The 19,916-nt window shown below is 40.8% G+C and carries 18 protein-coding genes; 11 read left to right on the forward strand and 7 right to left on the reverse strand.

Annotation, left to right across the window (positions count from 1 at the left end; all coding sequences use genetic code 11):
- Positions 1-5: 5 nt before the first annotated feature.
- A complete protein-coding gene (rplT, locus tag ACXAGV_RS07355) occupies positions 6-362 on the forward strand; it encodes a 50S ribosomal protein L20 (protein WP_012518092.1) in 357 nt (118 codons plus the stop codon).
- Between the two features lie 151 nt (positions 363-513).
- On the opposite strand, the gene ACXAGV_RS07360 is transcribed toward rplT, so the two are convergent.
- Together ACXAGV_RS07360 and ACXAGV_RS07365 are read right to left on the reverse strand one after the other, a co-directional pair.
- On the reverse strand, positions 514-885 hold the full coding sequence (locus ACXAGV_RS07360) for a glutathione S-transferase N-terminal domain-containing protein (RefSeq protein WP_474872685.1): 372 nt from the start codon (positions 883-885) through the stop codon (positions 514-516).
- A 407-nt stretch (positions 886-1,292) separates the two neighbouring features.
- Positions 1,293-2,747, reverse strand: coding sequence for an undecaprenyl-phosphate glucose phosphotransferase (locus ACXAGV_RS07365; RefSeq protein WP_474872686.1), 1,455 nt, complete (start codon positions 2,745-2,747; stop codon positions 1,293-1,295).
- A 675-nt stretch (positions 2,748-3,422) separates the two neighbouring features.
- Between ACXAGV_RS07365 and ACXAGV_RS07370 the strand changes: the two genes are divergently transcribed.
- The 5 genes from ACXAGV_RS07370 to ACXAGV_RS07390 are packed head-to-tail and all read left to right on the forward strand — an operon-like array spanning position 3,423 to position 8,914.
- Positions 3,423-4,628, forward strand: coding sequence for an outer membrane beta-barrel protein (locus ACXAGV_RS07370; protein WP_474872687.1), 1,206 nt, complete (start codon positions 3,423-3,425; stop codon positions 4,626-4,628).
- Between the two features lie 59 nt (positions 4,629-4,687).
- Positions 4,688-5,173 carry a polysaccharide biosynthesis/export family protein gene (locus tag ACXAGV_RS07375; RefSeq protein ID WP_239219860.1) on the forward strand — a complete coding sequence of 162 codons (486 nt, stop codon included), beginning with the start codon at positions 4,688-4,690 and terminating at the stop codon, positions 5,171-5,173.
- Positions 5,174-5,199: 26 nt separating this feature from the next.
- Entirely contained in the window at positions 5,200-7,416 is a 2,217-nt protein-coding gene (locus tag ACXAGV_RS07380) for a GumC family protein (protein WP_474872688.1), read from the forward strand.
- A 9-nt stretch (positions 7,417-7,425) separates the two neighbouring features.
- Positions 7,426-8,166 carry a tyrosine-protein phosphatase gene (locus tag ACXAGV_RS07385; protein WP_474872689.1) on the forward strand — a complete coding sequence of 247 codons (741 nt, stop codon included), beginning with the start codon at positions 7,426-7,428 and terminating at the stop codon, positions 8,164-8,166.
- On the forward strand, positions 8,159-8,914 hold the full coding sequence (locus ACXAGV_RS07390; protein WP_474872690.1) for a VpsP family polysaccharide biosynthesis protein: 756 nt from the start codon (positions 8,159-8,161) through the stop codon (positions 8,912-8,914). The genes ACXAGV_RS07385 and ACXAGV_RS07390 overlap by 8 nt, the downstream gene beginning before the upstream one ends.
- Here the strand turns inward: ACXAGV_RS07390 and ACXAGV_RS07395 are convergent, their stop codons facing one another.
- The 5 genes from ACXAGV_RS07395 to ACXAGV_RS07415 all read right to left on the reverse strand — a co-directional run bounded on the left by ACXAGV_RS07395 (position 8,915) and on the right by ACXAGV_RS07415 (position 14,177).
- On the reverse strand, positions 8,915-9,325 hold the full coding sequence (locus ACXAGV_RS07395; protein ID WP_474872691.1) for a 3-phosphoshikimate 1-carboxyvinyltransferase: 411 nt from the start codon (positions 9,323-9,325) through the stop codon (positions 8,915-8,917).
- Positions 9,326-9,358: 33 nt separating this feature from the next.
- Positions 9,359-10,765 carry an O-antigen ligase family protein gene (locus ACXAGV_RS07400; protein WP_474872919.1) on the reverse strand — a complete coding sequence of 469 codons (1,407 nt, stop codon included), beginning with the start codon at positions 10,763-10,765 and terminating at the stop codon, positions 9,359-9,361.
- Positions 10,766-10,809: 44 nt separating this feature from the next.
- Positions 10,810-11,379 carry a hypothetical protein gene (locus ACXAGV_RS07405; RefSeq protein WP_474872692.1) on the reverse strand — a complete coding sequence of 190 codons (570 nt, stop codon included), beginning with the start codon at positions 11,377-11,379 and terminating at the stop codon, positions 10,810-10,812.
- Between the two features lie 132 nt (positions 11,380-11,511).
- Entirely contained in the window at positions 11,512-13,449 is a 1,938-nt protein-coding gene (locus ACXAGV_RS07410; protein WP_474872693.1) for a bifunctional diguanylate cyclase/phosphodiesterase, read from the reverse strand.
- A complete protein-coding gene (locus ACXAGV_RS07415; protein WP_474872694.1) occupies positions 13,449-14,177 on the reverse strand; it encodes a transglutaminase-like cysteine peptidase in 729 nt (242 codons plus the stop codon). Before ACXAGV_RS07415 ends, ACXAGV_RS07410 begins: the two co-directional genes overlap by 1 nt.
- A 297-nt stretch (positions 14,178-14,474) precedes the next feature.
- Here ACXAGV_RS07415 and ACXAGV_RS07420 point away from each other — a divergent pair, with 297 nt between their 5' ends.
- The 5 genes from ACXAGV_RS07420 to ACXAGV_RS07440 are packed head-to-tail and all read left to right on the forward strand — an operon-like array spanning position 14,475 to position 19,911.
- The gene (locus ACXAGV_RS07420; protein WP_474872695.1) at positions 14,475-15,614 is read left to right on the forward strand and encodes a glycosyltransferase; all 1,140 of its coding nucleotides are present in this window, start codon (positions 14,475-14,477) and stop codon (positions 15,612-15,614) included.
- Between the two features lie 2 nt (positions 15,615-15,616).
- On the forward strand, positions 15,617-16,957 hold the full coding sequence (locus ACXAGV_RS07425; RefSeq protein WP_474872696.1) for an O-antigen ligase family protein: 1,341 nt from the start codon (positions 15,617-15,619) through the stop codon (positions 16,955-16,957).
- Entirely contained in the window at positions 16,957-18,072 is a 1,116-nt protein-coding gene (locus ACXAGV_RS07430) for a glycosyltransferase family 4 protein (protein ID WP_474872697.1), read from the forward strand. Before ACXAGV_RS07425 ends, ACXAGV_RS07430 begins: the two co-directional genes overlap by 1 nt.
- Positions 18,073-19,050, forward strand: coding sequence for an acyltransferase family protein (locus ACXAGV_RS07435; protein ID WP_474872698.1), 978 nt, complete (start codon positions 18,073-18,075; stop codon positions 19,048-19,050).
- Positions 19,051-19,911, forward strand: coding sequence for a glycosyltransferase family 2 protein (locus ACXAGV_RS07440; protein WP_474872699.1), 861 nt, complete (start codon positions 19,051-19,053; stop codon positions 19,909-19,911).
- The last annotated feature ends 5 nt before the right edge of the window (positions 19,912-19,916 follow it).

Below are 19,916 nucleotides of genomic sequence, written 5' to 3' on the forward strand. Positions count from 1 at the left end.
GATTAATGGCTAGAGTAAAACGCGGCACTATAGCACGTGCTCGTCACAAAAAAGTCCTCAAGCAGGCAAAAGGTTATTACGGCGCACGTTCACGTGTATATCGCGTAGCGGTACAAGCTGTAACTAAAGCTGGTCAATATGCTTACCGTGACCGTCGTCAGCGCAAGCGTCAATTCCGTCAACTATGGATTGCACGTATTAACGCTGCTGCTCGTCAAAATGGTATGTCATACAGCCGTTTCATTAACGGTTTGAAGAAAGCGTCTGTTGAAATCGATCGTAAGATCCTTGCCGACATCGCAGTACATGACAAAGCAGCTTTCAGCGCACTAGTCGAAGCGGCTAAAGGCGCATTAGCTTAATTATTAACTAATTAAGTTTAAGTTCTTTCGGAAAAAGGCGAGCAGGATGCTCGCCTTTTTTCGTTTTTGGGGTTTAGATAACTTACTCTCTTTATAGCGAATTTACCTTGTAGCCGATCTTATATTCCTTCAATTGGCGAATATGAACAACTTACTGAAAGCGTTGCTGCAAATATTTAATAATTTCTGAAGACTCGTACAACCATATATCCTTTTCAGGGGTTTGTATGCGCAAGCAGGGAGCTTGTACTTTTCCACCGCCTTCTGCTAATTCCTCACGATACGGCGACCCATTCGATACGCTGCGTTTACGAATAGGCAAGTTCATTTTGTATATAGCGCGGCGTGTTTTAATACAAAAAGGGCAAGCAAAAAATTGATAAAGTGTTAATTCTTGTGCGGCGTTTTCGACTTGCTGTTGCTCTTGTGGCAACCGTTTAAGCTTCGTGCCACGAGTTATTAAATCAAGTATGGCGATAGCACCACCAAGTGCGTTACGAATTAGGGAAATGAATAAGCGCAATTTTGTGTCTTTTTAAGTCAAGAAATAGAGCGACGCAGTATAGCAAAATTTCTATATAGGATTCTATGTGAAGGAAAATGTGAATAAGCTCCACGTGTAGAATCATAGCAAAAAAGTAAATCGCAACGACCCATACCGATAAGTTAACAAGTAAAATTAACGATAGTGGGTTTTCCGAAAATTGAAGCCTTACCCGTCAAAAGGTTTTCCTATCTCGGGTGGACGACCTGCTGCTGTAGCTTCAATTGCATTAAAGACAGGTGGGTAACTAGCTACGTGTCGTCATAAATAGTGACATTGCGCTGCCTCAAACCTCAATTGAGTGAGTTTACGGTGCGGTGCATTATTACTTACGGGCATAAAAAAAGCGGCTGATAGCCGCTTTTTTAAAGCTTTAATTAAAGTTATCAATAGGCGTTCTTATTAATAAAGCCATTGAATACGGTCATAAACACAATTTTTATATCAAACCAAATAGACCAGCGGTGTATGTAATCTAAGTCGTATTCTACGCGCTGTACCATTTTGTTAGTTGTTTCAGTTTCACCGCGTAGACCATTCACTTGTGCCCAGCCTGTGATTCCAGGTTTAACCTTATGGCGCAACATATAGCCTGTAATTATCTTACGGTATTCCTCGTTGTGCGCCACAGCGTGAGGACGAGGACCAACAATCGACATACGGCCTTGCAAAACATTAATAAACTGCGGAAGTTCATCTAAAGAGGTTCTTCTTAAGAAACCACCAATTTTAGTTAAACGCACGTCGTTTTTGGTGGCTTGTTTTACAACTGCACCGTTATCTTGCGTTGTCATAGACCGGAATTTGTAAACCGTAATTTGTTTACCATCTAATCCGTAACGCTTTTGTTTGAAAATTACGGGTCCTTTGGACGTAAGCTTAACCGCGGCCGCAATTGCTAACATAGGAACCGATATAAGCATTAGAATTAAGGTACTTAAAACAATATCCTCAAAGCGCTTCAATACGTCACTTGCACCCTGGAATGGGGTGTCGTAAACGCTCAGCGCTTGCACATTACCTACCGTTTGCCAGCGCGCATTTAGCAAGTTGTACATAAAGAAGTTTGGAATAACATAAACGTTCGCCGTAGTATCACTACACTGCTCTAAAATGCTGCGAATTCGGTTTTCTGCACTCATCGGAAGGGCGATATAGATGTAATCCACTTCATTACGCTTTGCCATTTCAATCGCAGCTTCTATATTTCCAAGCACTGCGCCTTGCATTTCGTGTGGCAGTCTTTCAGGTTCTCTATCATCATAAAGTCCGTTGAACTTTATACCCAAATGCTCGTTTTGTTGTATCTGAAGTGCGACATTTGCACCAAGTTGTGTAGCACCAATGATAATAGAGCGACGTGAGTTCAAACCACTTTTACGAATGCGAAACAGAAATTTACGCATTACAAAACGCCACATTATCAGCACAACAAATGACGATGCGAACCATAATAAAATTGCAGGTGGTGGGGTCTTGATTTCTTGAACAAAGAAATATCCCATCGTCATGGTGCCTAAAATACTTAATGCCCATGTGATGGCTGCTGCTCTTAACATCTCTTGGGTTCCATGCCCACGCCAAGACCTATAAAGCTCTACGCCTTCTGCTGAAATTTGAAAGCAAATTACATTAATAAATAAAAGGATAAGACTTGTAGTGTCTATCTGGTTTCCGTAATACGCAGCAGATGAGTAATAAAGAATGGTGACAAGGAAAAGGTCAATCAGCCTGTAAATCGTAGAAAAACCGCTTTGGTTTCTAACAGCTAAACCACCATTGGTATTAGGTTCTACCGGATGTGCTTTAATCGCTTTATTAGATTCTACTCTATTGTCCATTTAGGTAATCTCTAGGTGAAAAGTGAAGGCCGTTGTGGATGTGTTGGTTATCTTACTAACCTGATCCAAATATTACGTAAACAGTAAAAACAGCGAATACAATTGTCTAAAATTAAGCAAGAGTTATGCCTGAAAGAGTAGTCGTGTTTCACGCTCTTTCATCTATGCGCTTTGACGCTCTCATCTTAGTTTTCTAGATCCGCGATTTGCTATTGTAACAATATCGAACCGTTATTGTAATTTTATTACAGCAAACGATTTTATTTCGTACTAATTTGGTGCAGAAAGAGTAGAATGACGTCCATGTACTTTTCATTAGTTATATAAATACGCTAGCATACGAGGCAAAATAGCACGTCGACATATAGCTGAAACAATACCTAAGTACTTTAGCAAATACTTTTGTTTTGGTAGATGGGTCTGCTAGCAGCTGCTGGCTGAGCGAATGTAAGTTTGGCTACGTCCTGTACATTTAGGTAAAGGGTTTTAAAAACGGCACGTCTATTGCTGCTATCCCAATATGATTTAGGAATTCTGGTAAAAAACACCAAAAATTGTAAAAGATGCAGATTTTTCTCTTATTTGAGTCATGTTCTTTCGCAATAGGTGAACCGGAACAAAACTACTGTTAGTTGATTGTCATTCAAGATAGGTCATCGAAGGAAGGAAAAAAACATGTTTAAAAGGACCAAAGGCATCATAGCAATGTCGGTTATTTGCGCCACTCCGACACTATATGCCCAAGAGGCCGGTCGAATCCAAGCAGGGCAATTCGATTTAATACCATCATTTACTTCGTCGATGGCTTATGTCGATAACGTCGCAAATGCTAGAGATAATCAAAGTAAAATCTACAGCTGGCGAACAACACTTTCACCAGAGCTTATTGCTTCTACAGAGGTTGACGGAAACCCCGTACAAGTAGGGTATAGGTTAGAGCGAGGCGTTTACTTTTCTAGTAGTAATGACGATTACACCGATCATTTTGTAGAAGCATCGGGAGACTTTGAATTAAATAGCCGTCATCGCATCAGCGCACTTGCGCAATATGAAGACGGTCATGAAGACCGAGGCACTGGTTTTTCGATTGGTTCTGGCCTAGAAATAACAGCGCCAGATACATATAAGAGCAGCAATTTATATGGTGAATACAATTATGGTGCTGCTACAACAGACGGCATGATAACGCTAAAGGCACGTCGTCAAACTCTTGATTACGATAGAAGCGAAGATGCCTACATTATTCGTGACCGCGCTAAGAATATGATTGGCGCTGAGTTTGGTTACCAGATTGGTTCTGCAACAAGCATGGTTGTTGATGTAACGAAGACTTTCGTAAAATATGACGAACAACTTGATTTAATTACTCGTGATAATGATGAAACCCGTATTCTTGTAGGTGTCGTTTGGGAAAGTACTGCTGCAACTACCGGCTTTGCGAAAGTAGGCTACAAAGAAAAAGACTTTGATAACGAAGCCCGCGGCACTTTCTATGGTACAGACTGGGAAGTGGGTATCGATTGGCAGCCTGTTAGCTATTCAACTGTAAGAATTTCTACCAGTGCCGATACGTTTGAAACCAACGGAGAAGGTGACTTCATTCGCGGTCAAAATTATAGTGTGCGATGGAACCATGACTGGTTAGAACGAGTTAGCACATCTTTTAGTGTTACGCAGCAAAATGACGAATATGTATTCAATGAAGTAGATGTCATTAACAGAGACGACGAATTAATGAACTACTCAGCAGCACTAAATTACCAAGCACGTAGATGGTTAAAATTCAGCACATTTTATCAGTACACAGATAGAGATAGTAACAGAGATACTATCGGTTATGACAAAAGTGAAATTGGTGTAACAGTAGAGGTAACGCTGTGAAGCAAAAAGCAGTTAGCTTATTTTCATTAATATTCTTACTTTTTGGATCGTTACAAGTAATGGCCCAAGAGGGCAACTTAAGTATGAGCCAATACCAATTGGGTTCTGGTGATAGAATTCAAATAAGCGTTTTTGGTCAGGATGACCTTTCTATGGAAGTTCGTCTGCCAGATGTAGGTACTATCAACTACCCATTTTTAGGCGAAATAAAGCTTGTAGGTTTAACTGCAGCGCAAGTAGAGCAGCTAATTTACGATGGCCTATTAGGGGATTACCTTGTTAATCCTTCAGTATCTGTTGCCATTGTCGAATATCGTCCGTTCTTTATTGATGGTGAAGTTAAGCGCCCTGGTGGTTATGCATATCAACCTGGGCTTTCAGTTAATAAAGCCGCTGCGTTAGCAGGTGGGTATACCGAGCGCGCAGCGCGCGACAAAATTACCATCATACGCGAAAAAGACGGTAGAACTAACGAGTTCACAGTAACGGTTAGTGACATGATCCAGCCTGGTGACATTATCACCATTAATCAGCGTTTCTTCTAAATTACACGTAGCGTTCAGGAATAAAAATGGCAGTAAATAGCAGGGAAGAGTTAAACGCCGGTGTGTTTGAACATGAAACCATCGACATTGCTCACTATCTAGGAATTATAAAGCGTTACTCATTTCGTATTATCTCGCTGGCAATTGCGTTCACAATACTTGTGGCGCTGTTGGTAATGCGTATGACGCCAATGTTTACCTCTACCACCACTATTTTAGTAGAAGCAGACAAAGCAAATGTTGTTTCAATTGAAGAAGTCTATGGCTTAGATACTAAGCGCAAAGACTATATGCAAACTCAGTTTGAAATATTACAGTCGCGTCAAATTGCAGAGCGTACAGTAGAAAGCTTGTCATTATGGAATAATGAAGAGTTTATGCCAGCAAAAGAAAAGCCAGGGCTGGTAGATGAGCTTAAAGCCAGTCTTCTGGAGGCGCTGCCATTTTTGCCGCAGAAAGACCCAAAAGAGCTGACTGAAGAGCAAATTTTAGCGGCTAAAAAACGTAAAGCTACGTCTCTACTAATGAAAGCATTGTCCGTAGAGATGGTAGATAATACGCAAGTAATGCGTATTACCGTTACTACAGAATCTCCACAGCTTTCGGCTGAACTAGCTAACGCAGTTACAGACGTGTACATCGAGAACTACCTTCAAGCTAAGTTAGATATGACTGCAAAAGCAACGTCTTTTCTTACAGAAAGCTTAGAAGGATTGAAGCAAAAGCTAGATGTGGCTGAACGTAATTTAGCGAAGTTCTACGAAGAAAACCAAGTGGTAAATATTGATGGTGTAGTAGGGTTAGCGTCTGAAGAACTAGAGCAACTAAGTAAGCAGTTATTAGACGCACAGACTGCGCTTAAATTAAACGCGGTTATTTACAAACAAACACGTAATGATGTTTCATTAGATGACATTGCTCGCCTACCGGAGGTGCTGAATCACCCTACTATAAGAGACGTTCGCCGCGATGAAGCTAAGGCGATGACGCGCGTAAGCGAGCTTAGTAATGTGTACGGCCCTAAACACCCGCGTATGATTGCGGCAAACGCAGAGCTTTCATCAATAAGGGAAACCCTAAGCGGCCAAATACGTGACCTTATTAGAAGTATTACTACGCAATATGAAGTATCTGAAGACCGAGTAGCGCAGCTAGAGCGGGAAGTATCTCGTGCAAAAGCCGAATTCCGCGACTTGTCTGGATTGGACAATCAACGCAAAGCCCTTCAGCGTGAAGTGGATATAAACCAGCAGCTATATAATTCATTTTTCACACGATTAAAAGAAACAGACGAGCTAGGTGGGTTTGAATCTGCCAACGCTAGAGTATTGGATGAAGCGCTTCCAAATTACGTGCCTTCAAAACCAAACAAAAAGTTGTTGATTGGCGCAGCGTTCGTGTTTAGTGTCGGCTTTGGCGTGTTCTTAGCTATTGCTATGGAAACGCTTAACAGTGGTATACGTTCAGTGGAAGATGTAGAGCGCAAGCTTGGCCAACGTATGTTGGGGCTTATTCCATGGTTACCACATAAGAAAAAGACCGACTTGCCTGTTCGCTCATTCTTCGATGGTAAAAAGCATCAGTTTGCCGAGTCTGTTCGTACATTGCGTACTAGCTTATCTTTATTGAATTTAGACAAAGAGCAACAGGCAATAATGGTAACCTCGAGTGTACCAAAAGAAGGTAAAACAACGGTTTCTATTAACTTGGCTTTCGCACTTGGTCAGCTTGATAAAACTATTCTTATCGATGCAGACTTACGTCGTCCTAGTGTAGGTAAGCAATTTAACATTCCAAATTACCAGCCAGGTGTAGCGAATCTTATACTCAAATCTCATACATTCGACGAGTGTTTAGTAAGGGATGAAGAGTCTAATATTGATATTCTATCTGCTGGTACTATTCCTTCTAACCCGCAAGAGCTACTTTCAGATAAAGGTTTCAACGAGCTAATTCAACAGCTGAAAACACAGTATAAATATGTAGTAATTGATACTGCACCTACTCAAGCGGTAAGCGATTCTATGGTTATTGCTAATTCTTGTGACTCGGTCATTTACGTTGTACGTGCTGATAGTACCAGTGAAAAGCTAATCAATAATGGGTTGTCTCGCTTCTTACAAGTAGGTCATCGCCTTGATGGTGTAGTACTAAATCAAGTAGACTTACGCAAATCAGGAGCAGCACAAAGGTACGCTGGGTTTTATGATCAATATGGGTATACCAGTCATAAAAACAGCTAACAGCATTTATTGATAGACTTACATAGCCACATACTGCCTGGCATCGACGATGGTGCCAGGTCTTTAGACATCGCCTTAGAAATGGCGCAGCAAGCCGTAAATGGCGGGGTTCGCCATATGGTTTGTACACCACATATTCATAAAGGCTACTTCGACAATACATTACAGTCTATCGAACAAACTTTCTTAGAGTTTCAAAAAGAAGTAAATCGCGCGTCTATTCCTCTTTCTCTTTCTTTTGCCGCAGAAGTGCGCGTGAACGAGCTAATTCCTATTTGGTTCAAGCAACGGGAACTACCTTTTTTAGGCAAATATAATGGTAAGAACATTCTATTGCTTGAAATGCCACATAGCCACATACCGCAAGGTTTAGAAGTGCTTATAAAATGGCTTTTGAAAAATAACGTTCAGCCACTTATTGCACACCCAGAGCGCAACCGTGAGCTATTAGCAGAGCAGCACAAGTTTAACTGGTTGCAACGTCAAGGCTGTATGTTCCAAGTTACCGCAGGTGCGTTAACAGGCCGCTTTGGCGACAAGGTAGAAGATTTCGCCTTATCTATGATGCAAAACAAAGCATTTCATGTTGTAGCGTCAGATACCCATGATGTTGTGCGCCGACCTAACGATATGAGTGCCGCTTTCGACCTAGTGACAAAGTTTAGTGATGAATTTGCACAAGAGGTTTTTGTAACACGGCCTGGTGCGATAGTGTCGTTTGGCCAACAAAACGAAGTGATTAATGACTAGCCGTTTACTCAATACCTTCACAGATAACAGCTTAATACTGAAGTGGATAATGGTGTTGCTTGCAGGTTTTTGTTTTTTGTGGAGCTTCCAGCTTTTTATAGCGGGTAATGCATACTACAGCGTTAAAAATGATATTGAGGGGTGGCAACTAAGCCCTGACAAAGCTTCAATAAACAGAATTGACAGGGGCCTAGGTAAAATTGGCAGCGCTATCGATTATTTCCCAGATAACGCTCTGTATTATCAAATCCAGGGGCAGTTATTTGAGTGGAAAGCCGTTGTTGAAAAGAGAAGTAAAGAATCGGGCAGTGTGGAATTAGGCTTAAAAAACCATAGTGATAACTTAAATAATGCGGCACAAAGTTATGAAAAAAGCCTGTTATTGCGGCCTAGCTGGAGCGGCAGCTGGATTGGCTTAGCTTCTGTAAAGCTACAGCAGGGTGAGTTAGATAATGAGTTTTATCATTACGTAAAAAATGCCAAGCAAGCCGGTCCACAAGATGCCATAGTGCACAAGTTTATCGTGGAGTTCGGTTTAGAAATGTTTAGTGGAAGGTCTATCCACTACGTAAAAATTAAAGAGCAATTGAAACAGCATTTGAATTTAGGCATTCAGAACCCGCTAAGCAGAGACTTTGTTTTAAATACAATACAAAAGCATAATGCGAGTGAAACCGTTTGCAGATGGTTGCGCGACGCCAGTTACTCGGTTCGAAAGCGCATTCCTAACTGCATAACTTATGATTAGCTAGCCTTTTCCATTCAGCCAATCCCATAAGCCTAAAGAAAACCCTTCAAAAAGGTTTATACCCAGCCAGCTTTTTAAAATATACAACAGCACTAAGCCTAGCACTAAAGATACGCATAAGAATAAAGCAATAACCGCTGCCATCACCAGTTTGCCGATGCGACTTTCGGTACGCGATAGGTCGCGCTTATCTCGACCTGCCAGTAAAACAAAATAATATCGGCTTCGCAGTAAACCTATAGTGCCTCTTAGATCTACCTTGTGGCTGCCCCACCGCCGTCCAGCAAGGGCTGTATTTAAATGAAACAACTGGTCGTCGGTAAAGGAATCTGCAACATTTTTGGGCATACGCTCTAGCATGTGCTGAACGTTAGGCTCTTCTTTTATTGGTCGCTTTATCTTCAATACCACACAGGTCCCCTTGTGTCATAAAACTAATTGTGGCTATCTATCTCGCCGCCCCATAGGGATATCGCGACTTAACGCACCTAGTGCTAACAGTACAATAAATATAGCGGTATTTGCCGGTGCTTGCAGAGGAAAGTCTACCGTACTGTGTAAAGCCATTCCTATCACCGCCATAACAGTTGCAAAGGCTGTTCCCCTTGGCAGTGGGTGTCTTCGGTGTCGCATAGCGCTTAAGGCGCTTTTCGCGCACAGCAATACAAGCATGGCTATAATGGCTGCACCTACAATGCCAAACTCAATAGCAAATTGAAGGTATTCATTATGAGCATGATCGTAAAAGTGCTGAATCGATTCGCTTTGAACCTGAGGGTATACCGTATAAAAGGTGCCACCACCTGTACCTATAACTCCATATTGAGAGATAAGGGGCAGGGCATCAGTGATAACTTCATCGCGGCTTTCTTGGGTTAAATTTGTTTGCTCTATACGTTGCTGAACCTGCTTAAGCCCAAATAGACTACTTACAATAAGAATATCGATGACCAGCATACTAATAAACAGCACGACATAGCTTTTTTGGCGCGGCTTAAAGTAAATTAAGCCTAGTGTGGCGGTAATAGTCATAGCTATGAAAAAGGCGCTGTTACCCATTCTAGAGCGAGACATAACTAACGCAATAACCATAATAATAATGCCAATACGAAACAGCACTTTATTGCTTAACCAAAAACGCACGATTCTACGTAAACGCTCTCTAGGGCTAGAACCGCTTCGAACACGCAAACTCGCTATCATATAACCAATGGCAGCGCTTAAACAAAGCAAAAGAAAATTAGCGTAGTGGTTCTTATATACATAACTTCCCGTGGCGATATGCGAAACAGGTAACTTAAACACCAAGCTATATTGCAAACCAGACAATACTTCTAACGAGCCATATATAGCCTGAAACACGCCGGCAGCACTTATCACTATTAGTATATACCTAAGTCGCTTGCCGGAATTAACCAGAGTTAGCGTTATAAAAAATAAGAAACAATAGGCGAGGGACTTAAAGAATATTACGTCGCTTTGGCCCACATCGAAGCTAAGAGGGAGCCATTGCGAGCTTATACTTTCCATGCCCAGTGCATTTTTATTAAGTAGAAGACTTGCGCGTTCGGGGCGCAGAGTTTCAACCAAAGAAAAGGGCAGAGGGACTATATTGATAAGCTGCCACGTTAAGAATACTAACCAAACAATTACCAGCAGTTTATATTGTTTGTATAGCTTTGAAAGTAGAGACTCGCGAGTGAGTAATAAAATGCCGCCAAGAAAGAAAACCGACATTTGCATTAGTGCCCACGCCCACGGGCGGTTGGCACCTAGTGATAAAGGCAGCCAGAACAAGGTAAACAAAAGAAAACCGAAAAGAAACTTTTCGGTTTTCTGGGTATTAAAAATAGGCACTTACAACGTACTAGCGCAAAATTTAAATGTAATGGGCTTTAGTTCGCTGAAATAGTGGTATCGCCACCGCCAGCACCAGCAGCACCAGTACCTACACCTAGCGGAGAGAAGGTATTTCCAGCAGCGCCTGCAGCGGTTGCCGTTAAGGTGCTAGGGTCTACACCTGCATTAATAACTGCTAATAGCGCATCTTCTTCACTGATGACTTGCATCTGAAGGGCAATATTGTAAATTTCGTTAGCGTCTTCTGGGAACATCAAAATAGCGATAGTTACTACTTGTTCTGGTTGCTCAGGTAGTTCACCAAAACCTGCTATAGCAATTTCAAAGCCGGTTGCGTTGTCGTTCAGTAGGCTCACCATCAATTGATAAGCAGCTTGGTTCTCGCTTAAGTATGATAAGCCAGCGGCATCAAAAAACATACCTTCGTCAAGTACGGTCTGGCTTACTTCACTAGCGGCTTGCTCAACCGCGGCACCTTCTTCAATTTCAGTAACTAAAAGGTTTCTAACTTGTAGGCCTGGTACGCTACCTTCTTGTGCAAAAGAAACTGTCGAAAAAGCGATTAAAGCGCTTAAAAGCACAGATAAAAAAACGTTGCTACGCATAACTTATCCTTAGATTAAAAACGTCGGGTTAGCTTCTTGCTAACGCCATATGGCCATATTGTACAACAAGTAAACGTACAATATCTCGCTTTTGTTGTACATCTATTTACGTTTGCTTATTTTACGCGTGTATTAATACTGCCACAGCGAAGGTTTCGCGAAATAAAACCCTTGCTGATATGAAACATCTAACTTACACAAAGCGACACATTCCGCTTCATTCTCAACAAGCTCAGCAATAATGTTAATACTTAACCCACGAGCGATACTCAATAAACTACTTACAAACAGCTGACTGTCTTTGTCTGAGTGAATATCTTTCGTAAGTTTGCCGGAAATTTTTACAAAATGAGGCTGAATAGCCCTCAACCCAACTAACGATGCAAGATTGTCTCCAAAATGTTCAATGGTAATCTTGCAGCCTAAATTAACCAGCGACTTACAAAATGATACCGCGTCGTTCTTGTGGTGTATTAACGCAGAATCTTCTAATTCAAAGATCAAATAAGTGCATAGCGCTTCATTTTGGTTCAGTAAACCTAATAACCACTGTCTAAACGAAGCATTGGCTAGCGACGCGTTCGCAATGTTAATGGCAACATTGCGTTTATCTTTTGCTAGCTTATTAAGCACTAGGCTTACCACCAACTTATCTACCTCAGGAATTAAGTTCAAGCGCTCTGACGCCGGAATTAATTGAGACATTGGTATAGGGTTGCCAGTATCTTTATCTTTAAATCGTGCAAATGCTTCGAAATAAGCGGGCGTGTTTTGGTCAATGTTCATTACAGGCTGAATAAGTATATCGGCATACTGCTGGTGTAATATTTGGTTCAAACGCTCTTTCCACGCCGTATTACTGTGAATATGAGAAAGCTCAGACGCAAATTGCCAACCGTTTGGTTGTTTTGTAGCGGCCATAAGCGCGCTATCAGCATTTTCCATAATTTCAGAAAAAGACTGTTCATCATTAAAATGCGCAGCGCCAATCCATACCGCTTTACTGCCATCTTTAAGCGAGTTGCAGTGAGACAAAGTGGTATTGAGTACCTGCAGGTGCGCTTCGCATTCTTGCTTTGTCATTGCCTCTGTAACTAATACAAAATCAGCGCCCGATATCCTAAACAAAAATGATGTTTCTTGAGCGCTAGATGAGAAGTTTTTAAGCTCTTCAGCTACACCCGTAACGTACTTATCGCCATCTTGTGCGCCTAATGTCATGTTAATAGCGTTTAGTTGTGCAAGACGTATTAAAATTACATAGCCTTCATCCGAGGTGGCAGTTTTACTCAGTAGCGCGTTCATATGACGGGTAAAAGCGTTTCTATTTTGCACACCGGTCAGACTGTCTTCAAAAGCTTGAATTCTGAACTGCTCGGCTTTTTGGGTTAACTCTTTAAACATAACCTCAACAGACGAAGAAAGCCGGTTTACCGCCTGGGTTATAAAGGAAAGTTCTTTGGTGAAAGGTTCGTAGTTAATGTGGGAAAACTTTTGGTTTTGAATATCTTCAATTTTGTTCACTACAATGCGAAGCGGTTTCGTAATAGCAGTGATAATAAAGAGTAGGGCAATATAAGCAAAAACAAAGGCTGCAAAAAACATAAACGCACTTTGTTTAACGCTTTCCCATAAAGTTTCATTGGCAAGCCCCGGGTGACTTTGAACCGCAAGCTCGCCCGCCATCGTCCAACCATTATTTAATTCGGTTTTCTCTACCGGTGGTGTAACTTCCACAATATTAGTAAACCAGTCTGGCACCGAGTCAATGGTATTAGGGTTGCGCCTTTCAATTAGTAAATTCCCTTCCATATCCGTAATGGTTATGTATTGATAAAAACCTCTGTCGAAAATAGCGTTTACCATGGTTTCGGCTACCGCAATACCGTTGCCTTCACTTAAATATGGGGTGATAGATAGCCCCAACGAAGTCGCGGTATCTTGCGCGTGGGTGGCAAGCTGCTCGTTTACATATTCTCTGGTTAACTTAACGTTTATTATGAAAGAACCAGCAAACACTAGTATCAAAAAAACGAGTAAGCTTGTACTTAGTTGGGTAGATAGTCTCATTATTCTTCTTTATCTCCGTACATAACGCGGTCTAGCCGCTCTACCATATCGTCCCACATCTTCATCGGGCCGCTTCCCCTCAGCTTACGGCCCGTTCCCATAGCTTTTGCGGCCCACAAGCCGTTACCGTTAAAGCTATAAATGGGTGACAAATCTCTTCTTTTATTAGCAGGCAATATACGCCTATTTATATTATCCAAAACAAGTGGAATAGAGGTTGGGGTTTCATAATACGCCAAAACCATGTGGGGTTGGCGTAATTCTAAGGCGGTTACATACATTAATCGCAACTGTTGTTCAGGAACACCAAGTTCAATTAAGGAGAAGTATTTGGCTATAGTGTAGTCTTCACAGTCGCCCGCACCCGTGGAAATAAATTCAATTGGCGTTGCCCAATAATCTTTTTGTTGCCAGTGAACAAGGTCGTCTACAAAATCAAAACGATTGAAAAAGCGGTTTATTTCGTAAAGCTTTTCGTCTAGGTCTTCATTTTGTAATTCAGCAACTAATTGTCGCCAATTAGCAACGTCTTCGCTAGCTTCAGTGCCATAAATTGAACCAATACGTGCATAAACTTGCGGCGTAAATACGGTTTTTTGTTGGGCAATAGGCGATGTAACCGCTAGTAAGATAAGACCTACAACAACAGCCGAGCGAACAGCGGTTAACATGCTGCGCACAGTAAAACGGTTAAGAAAAGGAGAGTAAAAACGTTTCTTTTGGTGCAAACCGTGGCTACTTTATGCAATAGATTAAGGCAAGTGTAAAAAATCTTTCACCACTATGCGATAGCATAGCTTGCCGACCAATAAAGCAATGATGGCAAACTTATTAGGAACTTGAAAGGTATTTCAAATACCCAAAAGTTTTTTTGTTTGTTTTTGATCTTTTTGGCACATTTTATGTTTAATCTATCTTCGAATAGAGTTTTGAACATATAAGTAAAGGGTGTGGGTTATGCACTAACACACCTTCTGGTATCATTCCCCAGCTTTGTAGTAAATTTACAACGAAAAGGAACTTTCATGGAGTACTCAGCGCGTCCAGCGGTGTTTATCATTAATTCACTTGAAGGCGGTGGCGCTGAACGAGTAATGGTTAAACTGTTAACCATAATGCAATCTTATTTCGTTGCTAAAAACATTCCCGTACATCTTATTCTGCTAGATGACTTGCCTGAATCTCAAGTTTGCCCCGAGTACGTTAATAAAATAGTGCTTAATTCCCAGGGAAGTTTAGTTTCAGGTTATCAACAGCTTAAGCCCGTTGTAGCAGAATTAAACCCAGAATATTGCTTTAGCTTTTTAACGCGAAGTAACTTCTTAAACGTTACGTTAGCCAAGCGCTTAAAGTTTAAAGCTATAATTAGCGAGCGGGTTAATACAACAAGCCATCTTTCTGGCGGCCTAAAGGATGGTGTAAGCCGTTTGTTGGTTCGTTTGCTTTACAATAAAGCCGACAGCGTTGTAGCTGTATCTGAAGGCGTAAAAGCCGACCTTATCGATAACTATTCAGTATCAAGAGACAAGGTATCGGTGTTGTATAACCCTTACGATATAAATCAACTTCAGGCCCAGGCATCAGAAAGTGTGTCGGACCTACCCACTAAGCCTTACATTATTGGCGTAGGGCGCTTAGTTAAGAATAAAAACTTCTCCTTACTACTTAACGCCTACGCCAAAGCTAACATAGTCGAAAACCTGGTAATTCTGGGCGTGGGCGATGAAGAATCGAACCTTAAAGCGCTAGTTAAAGAACTAGGAATTGATAGCAAGGTTCAGTTTCTTGGCTTTAAAGCAAACCCATATCCTTATTTAAGCAATGCCGAATACTTTGTAAGTACGTCGAACGCTGAAGGCTTTCCTAATGCTATTGTTGAAGCTATGTGTTTAGAAAAAGCAGTAATAGCAACAAACTGTGAGTCGGGCCCTGCGGAAATTATTGCAAAACAATACCCTTACAGAGTAACTGGCGCTAGCGAGGAAAAAAACGGTATTCTGTGTGAGTTAAATAACGCTGAAGGCATTGCAAGAGCGTTAAGCTTATTCAGTAATGAAAGCGTTCGGGTATCTTACGCCGCAAAAAGCAAAATCTGTGCAAAGCAATTTTCTTACAATGCCTTTCAAGAAAAAGTAATAGCCATTATTGAAAAGGTTTGCAAATAAACATGTTTGAAGGGTTAAAGGTAGTTGTTGGCCTAATAAGCTTCATTATGGTGTATCGCACCATAACGGGGAACTGCAATAAATATTTAGCGTTTGCTATTTGCGCTATATGGCTGCGATTCTTTTTGTCTGCGTTTCATAGCATTACTTACCCGTCATTAGTAGCTGGATTTTCAATAAATGCTTTGGGAAGTATTGGGGTGGCTGGCTTAGGTTTGCTTTTAATACCTACCGCCGTTTTTACGTTAAGAAAACTATTTCCCTATTATCTTTTCTTCGCTGCGATAGCAGCAAGCGGCATAGTAAATTTAGAAATACCCGGTACCATCAATGTTTTAGTTAAATGGTGTTATTTCTTAGTTCTATCTGGTGCGCTGTTTCTTTCAATCCGCATGCAGGGGCATTCTGAAACGTTCAAAAAGCTTGTGGTTGCTTTTGTTATGCCTGTTACTTTACAAGCTTTTTCTCTGCTATTGGGTGAGGTTAAAGCTACTGAGGCAGATGGTTCGGCCAGCTACATTGGCGGTTATAATCATGAAGCGGCCTTTTCTATGATTATCGCAAGCTTCGTTTTTGTTATTGGATTAACTGAGCGGGGTAGTATTAGGTTTCGCAGCACATTGTTCACATTAGCCGTGATTTTACTTATGTTGGTTAATTATAGAACTGCAATGCTAGCAGTTTTGCCTATAGTTGCTGTTTTCTATTACAACCTCATTGAACAGCGAATTAAACCATCTCAGAAAGTATCAGTAATGACGCTTGTAACTATGGTTATTATTTTGTCCTTTATGGCGGTGTCTATATCAATGCGTGAGCGATTCGCTGACGTCGGAACCTTAATTTCAAACCTAGATTTGGTATTAAAAGCACCTATTTATTTTAGCGAGGCTGAAAAGGATATTATGTCAGCTAGAGTTTACATTTGGAGTTTGTATATAAATGCCTTTGTAAACGCTGATCTCTTAAATCAAGTTTTCGGATTTGGACCTGGTGCCTGGAACAAAGCATTTGACCTTTACGCCCACAACACATTTGTGTCTTATTTATATGAATACGGAGTTATTGGGCTTTCGCTATTTATACTGTTGTGCATTTCTATTGTACTTCAAGCAATCTCGGTATTTGATCAGGGATTGAGAAAGTTATTATTGCTATCATTCATAGGCTTTTTGACCATGAATATGGCTACAATGCCCTTGTGGAATATAGAAGGGCTTATTTTCTTTAGCTTAATAGGCGCTCAGGTTTTCGCAAGTAAACCGAATAACCAACGCAAAACACCAGCTTCGGGAATTGAGAAAATTATGGGAATCAATCCAACACAGGGAAATGCTACTTAATGAATATTGTTGTAATCGGGTTGCGCGGAATTCCTGACGTAATGGGCGGAATTGAGTCTCATTGCCAAAATATTTACCCTCGAATGAAAAGTGGTGATTTCAATATTACTGTTATTGGGCGCTCGCCGTATTTAAGTAAAAAAGCTTACGAGTATGAAGGCGTTGAAGTGCGGTCAGTTTGGGCAGTGCGAAACAAATTTCTAGAAACTTTTCTGCACACTTTTATCGCAATTTTTTATGCACGTTTGTTTTTGAAACCCGATGTCATTCATCTTCACGCTATAGGCCCAGCACTCTTCACACCTGTTGCACGATTGCTGGGTATGAAGGTTGTAGTTACCCATCATGGTGCAGATTACGACAGGCAAAAGTGGAATAGTTTTGCAAAAAGCATTTTAAAATTTGGGGAAAAAATGGGCGTTGTTTTTTCTCAGAAGATGTTTGTGGTTGGCAAGTCTCTAACAGCGCGGCTAAAAGAACAGTACCCAAAACATGCACACAAAATACACTATGTACCCAACGGTATGTTGCCATCGTTTACTGGCCAATCAACAGCGAGTGACTTGCCTGCTGAACTTAGCCTTACTAGTAACGGGTACATTGTAACTGTAGGGCGCTTAGTACCCGAGAAAGGTTTTCATAACCTAGTAAACGCTTATAAAAATGCAAACACCCAACTTAAACTAGTGATAGTAGGTAGTACCGACCACGAGGACGAATACTCAGCCTCGCTAAAAGCAATGGCATCTGAAAATATCATTTTCGCAGGGCGGCGTTCTGGCAGCGAACTAAAAGCATTGTACCAACATGCAAAAGTTTTCGTATTGCCTTCTTATCACGAAGGCCTTCCAATTGTTGCGTTAGAAGCAATCAGTTCAGGCACTAATGTATTACTAAGTAATATTACACCTAATTTAGATATAGAAGCGCCTGAAGATACGTACTTTGAAGTAGGCAACGAACAAATGCTTGCGGAAAAGATAGAAGAACTTGATGGTCTAGACCTGCATATAGACAGAGATAAATTTTTGATTCAGTTCGATTGGGATCAAATTGCGTTTTACACTAAAAAATACATCCGATCTGTAAATCAGAGCAATAGGAATGCTGATTAAATGAGAGACCTTAAAATAGATACTCTTCGTGGTTTAGCTTGCATCTTATTGGTTGCATATCACGTGGTAGGGAATAATCCTTCTATAGGGCTTCAATTAGAGTCGGGCTTCTTACGTGAAATAAGCGATCTCTTAAAAACGGTTAGAATGCCTTTATTCACTTTTTTGTCAGGCATGGTATACGCTTACCGCCCTCTTACCGAAAATTGGCCAACATTCATAAAAGGGAAAGCACGTAGGTTACTCATCCCCATGCTAGTAGTCGGAACTGCATTTGCCATTATACAATCGCTTGTTCCGGGCACTTCGAATAAGGTAGAAAACTGGTGGCTGTTGCATATTGTCCCAGTCCAACACTTTTGGTTTGTAGAGGCGTTGTTTTGGGTATTTATATTTATTATTCCTTTCGAATTAAAAAGGTTATTCGATAATAAGATCATCGTAGCGACAGTTATTTGCCTTTTTATCTTATTAGCACTCCAGCAACCTTATTCAAAATATTTTGGGTTCAAGGGATTCATTTATTTAGCGCCATTCTTTTTGTTCGGGATGAGTATGGTACGTTTTGAACTTCGTACACTGTCGGTATTGCAAAGTATTTTAGGGTGTACTTTGTTAATGCTTGCTGTTTATTTTTTCGTAAATGATGTGGACGGCAGAAGCTTTGTAGGCTGTATAACAGGTATGTTTGGCTGCTACTTTTTACTTGGGCTTAAACTTGAAGTTCGTTGGCTAGCTAAAATCGGAATCTACTCATACAGCATATACATTTTTCACGTATTTTTCACTGCAGGTAGCCGAATTATCTTGAAGCGACTACCAGAGTTTTACATAGAAGTAGACTTTTTAATCGGCTTAATACTGGGCATAGTCGGGCCAATAACTGTCTATTTCATCGCAAAAAGAATTCCTTTTGGACGCTTATTGTTACTAGGTGAAAAAGGTAAGAAAAAGACAGTTACACAGGGAGGTGCCTAGATGAAAATTTCAGTTGTAATAACGACATTTAATCGCCCCGACTTTTTGCAAGAAGCACTGATAGGTGTGAGCCAGCAAGAGCTCTCTGCTTACGAAATAATTATTATCGATGACTGTTCGACAAAATCATACGATGAGGTTTTTCCGTTGGTGGAAAAGCTGGATGCGCGATATTTGAAACAGAAATCAGGTGTGGGAGCAAATGCCGCCAGAAACATTGGTATTAAAGAATCGTCAGGTGACATCGTCGCCTTCTTAGATGATGACGATATTTGGTTGCCTAATTATCTCAAGGTGATTCATGAAGAATATTTGGGTGGTGCAGATGCTATTGTTAGTGGCTTTAAACAACTAGGCAAAGAAGAAGTAGTTGTAACAAATAAAGATTTAACTGTTACGAAATCTTCTCTTCTGAGAGGTAATACTTACTGCGGGATGAGTGGATTCAGTGCCAAGCGTGATTTACTTCTGCAAAATAGCTTCGACGAAACATTAAATAATGGGCAAGACTGGGACATGTATGTTCGGCTGTTCCAGAAAGAAATCAAATTTAAGAATATTCCAGAACCTATATTTTTATACCGTTTCCAAAATGAGGATGGTATAGGTGCAAAAGTACGTAAAATGAAACCCTCTGACATTGATAAAAGGCTAGGTTCTGCATATAAGCATAAGGTTTTTCTCGGTGACTATTGGTTTAAAAAACGTGTTTGTGAGCAAATCTTGTTTTCTCTGAAGCATAAGAATGAAAAGTCTCGCTGGATAATACAAGCTTTAAAAATGGCAGGTTTTAAAGCTACCTTCGTTTTCTTTTTTAATGCGTTGAGACGTAAAGTACTCAATAAGCCAATGTCCATATAAGAGTG

The sequence above is a fragment of the Alteromonas sp. ABH4_453 genome (genome assembly GCF_056160665.1).